This window comes from Calditrichota bacterium (assembly GCA_014359355.1).
In the GTDB taxonomy this organism is placed as follows: Bacteria; Zhuqueibacterota; Zhuqueibacteria; order JANLFK01; family Oleimicrobiaceae; genus Oleimicrobium.
In genome coordinates this window covers 1-3,593 of the sequence record JACIZP010000055.1, presented here as the reverse complement: position 1 = coordinate 3,593, position 3,593 = coordinate 1, and the positions used below count along the sequence as shown (strand labels likewise).

Genomic DNA, 3,593 nt, shown 5'->3' with positions numbered 1-3,593 from the left:
CGTGTCCACATTCACCACCACCCCCGCACTGTCATGGTAAAACAACCCCCACCGCAACGCATTCCACCACTTCGGATCACCACCCACAAAACGTATCTTCCCCGTCACCCGTATCGCATTCTCCTGCGTCGCCCTCACCTCCTCCTCAAACCCACCACGAATCGCACTCCACTGACCATCCCGCAACGCCTGCTCCCCAGCTACCCCCGCATTGCCCGCAAACTCCCCAGGCACAAACTTCCACCCACTGGTCCGCGTCGGCCCCTGGTTGCCAATGAAACCCCACTGCGCCACGTAAAACGGCACAAACGGCGCCTCCGGTATCTCAATCGGCGCCCCACGATCCACATACACATCCTCAAGATACATCCCCCGCACCGTGGAGGCACTCCCCCCCTGACCACCATTGATCGCAAAACAAACCCCGTTGAACACCGGCGCAATCGTCGTCGTGTCAATCCGCGTCGCCGCCCACCAGTAGCTGTTGTCCTCCTTGATCAGGTAAAACCGCACCTCCTTGGTCCCATCACCCAACGGCTGCACCGACACCGCCCAGTTGTACAACCCCTCCGTCATCTCCGCACGCCGCGGCTTCTGATCCACAAAACCGAGCGATAGGTTGTTGCCATACGTGCTCATCCACGTGCTGTACCGCACCACACCAGCATCACCACCTCCCCCATTCGCCCAGTTCGGTCGATCCACTACCCCATTGTGCGGCGCAAACAAATACCCATTGGCGTACTTCTCATACCCCGTCCAGTACGCCGAATCCGTGTCCACATTCACCACCACCCCCGCACTGTCATGGTAAAACAACCCCCACCGCAACGCATTCCACCACTTCGGATCACCACCCACAAAACGTATCTTCCCCGTCACCCGTATCGCCTGGTCAACCGTGGCGGTAACCTCCTCGGCAAAGCCACCACGGATGGCGCTCCATTGGCCGTCTTTGAGCGCATTCTCCCCGGCCACGCCCGCAGCGCCGGGAGCCGCACCTGGCACAAACTTCCACCCGCTGGTACGGGTGGGCCCTTTGTTGCCGATGAAACCCCACGTCTGCACCGCACTCTGGCCAAATGCCACCGCCTCCCCAAAGGCGATAGCAGCGATGACCAGAGCCACGAACAAGTAGCGAGGTCCTTTCATCTCATCGCCCTCCTCTTTTGTTTGTAGTACTGCTCCTCATGCGCATCTTGCCTAACAACCTCGAGCAAGAATTCTTCTCTTTGGCTGCCACGGTTGCCCCTCCCTTTCTGTGCCGCCTGGGAGGGGCAACCGCGGGCTCTACTGCTGACGCCCCTGCTATTTGAGCAATACAAACTTCCTCGTCAAGGACACGCCGTCGCCCTGGAGGCGATAGAGGTAGACGCCACCTGGGAGGTTCGAGCCGTCGAAGGTAACGGTGTGCTCGCCGGCAGCTTTCACTCCCTCCACCAATGTGGCCACCTTCTGCCCGAGGCCATTGTAGACCGTCAGCTTGATCCGCCCCTCCGTGGGCAGGTAGTAGACGATCTTGGTTCTCGGGTTGAACGGATTCGGGTAGTTCTGGGCGAGTGTGAACCCTGTCGGGATAAGATTCGCCACAGGCGACTCGACACTGCTCTGCGGGTCGATGCCCGTGTCTCGCCAAGTCAAGATTCTTGCCCGCTCCTCGTCAGCCTGGGCGCGCCAGCGCTCGTACTCCTCAGGCCACCAGTGGTACAGATCTCCCAGCGGGAAGCCACCCATGGCCGCCGTCTTCAGAGTGTCGTTGCTATAAGCCAAGTTCTCCGGCAAAGGCCACGTCTGATAGTAGCCCGCATCCGGGTTGTACGCCCAATTGGTGTCCGCGTTTGTAGTGCATTTGTAGTTCAGGAAGACTTTGATGGCCGCCAGGTCGGTAGGCGGCACCAGAATACGGGGGTTCAGTGCTGCGATAGGCTTTCCCTTCAGGATTCCGCTGGTCTCCCGCACGAACTCCAGCCCATTGTAAAGATTGGCCACACTCATGTACGGGAACCGATCGTCTGCGTTGAAAAACGCAAGCGTCGAGTCATTGAGCATCGGCATGGGCGCCGGGACCATATCGACCTCGCGGTTCCTCTTCTTTTCCTTGCCATACGGGCAATTGACCATCCAATCGGTGAGCCAATCCTCCAAGTAGTAGGCATTGTTGGCGAACAGGATGCGGCGATCTTGTTCGGTGAAGGGGACGCTGAACCCGAAGTCTTCAACCTTCGCAATCGCGATCGTGCCGCCGAAGGGCACTCCCCCCGCACCCACTTGCGCCGGGATGTAGCCGAACATGTACGTATTGACAAACAGCGAGTTGGTGACGTTCATTTTCCACCACCAGCCCGACTCCAACACGAACATAACCACGTTCATGAAGGTGCAGTGGTTGAAGTAGACTTCGTCACCGTACTCGTCCCCTTCCTGCATGTACACGTAGCCGATATTGGCAAAGGTGCAGTTCTCGAAGTAGACGAAGTCGTTGTGCCAGCCGCTGGTGGCATAAGGGAACGACAAAGCTCGGCCGTAGTAGCGCAAATGCGTGTCTATACAATTGCGGAAGTAGCAGTTCTTGAACGTGCCCCTGAACCGCTTCGCCGTCACGGTTACGGCACCACCGGCATTAGGCGGACAGGAGGAGTACTCGAAAACCACGTCCTCGAACACTCCCACCTCCCCCTTCCCAGACTCGTTGGCTACCGGGTCGTCTTCGAACTGAATCGTCGTCCCCACCTGCGCCCCGGCGGTGTTTGCATAGCGGAGCCAGACATTCTTCATGGTGAGGTCGCCGAAGCAGTCGAACATGAAGTTGGTGGCGACTCCGCCGCTTGAGGTCCACACGATTTGAGGCGGTGCCTCTTCTTGTGTTCTTCCCACTGGCGGTCCAACAATTTCCAAATGCTCCCCTTGAGGGACCGTAATGGTGCCGGTGATGATGTAGTAGCCCAACCTTTCCAGCTTGAAAACCGTTCTTGACAGAGTTCCCGCGTTGATCTTCTCCTGAACCGCGACGTTCAAATTCCCCTCCCCCGCCAAGTCACTGGCCACGTACACTGTGTCTTTCTGCTGCGCGTAGACCACTGTGGCCAAGACGAGGGTAATCAAGAACACCGTTAGCCAACGCTTCATGATTTCTCCTCCTTCCGTTGCGTCCACTGTTTCTGTCGTCTCAGCGCACCCCCATTTGCTGTGAGCGCTGGGTTCCGCTTCCCCGCGCAACACTGCCTCAGATGCGGTAGCGAATGCCCAAGTTGGCCACCAAACCGTAGTTCTGAACACTAGTGAATCCACCGATGGACTTTTGCGCCGACATGTTCGAACGGCTGTTGAGATTCACCGCATCGAAGAATACCTCCAAGCCCCACCAAGGCAGCTTCTGCCGCATGGAGAGGTCAACGCGGAAGAAATCCTTTGTGAACCCATCTTGCTCAGGGAACGCGCCGACGTAACTTACGGAATTGCCCTGGAACACGAACGACACGCGTATCGAGAACCCTCCCAGGACGTAGCCAAGTTAGGCGTTGGCAACATCATCTGGTTGGTAGATCAGCCTCCCCTCGCGAGTGCTGTCGGTGGTAAAGACGAGGACTCTCGGC

Annotated in this window: 3 protein-coding genes; all 3 read right to left on the bottom strand. The window is 58.0% G+C overall.

Going from position 1 to position 3,593, the window contains the following annotated elements; translation table 11 throughout:
- Positions 1-1,152 (bottom strand): hypothetical protein (locus H5U38_02455; protein ID MBC7185873.1); only part of this gene is annotated, 1,152 nt, incomplete at its 3' end.
- Positions 1,153-1,308: 156 nt separating this feature from the next.
- Complete coding sequence (locus H5U38_02450) at positions 1,309-3,126, bottom strand: T9SS type A sorting domain-containing protein (protein ID MBC7185872.1); 1,818 nt, start codon at positions 3,124-3,126, stop codon at positions 1,309-1,311.
- Positions 3,127-3,223: 97 nt separating this feature from the next.
- The gene (locus H5U38_02445) at positions 3,224-3,478 is read right to left on the bottom strand and encodes a hypothetical protein (protein ID MBC7185871.1); all 255 of its coding nucleotides are present in this window, start codon (positions 3,476-3,478) and stop codon (positions 3,224-3,226) included.
- Positions 3,479-3,593: the final 115 nt, after the last annotated feature.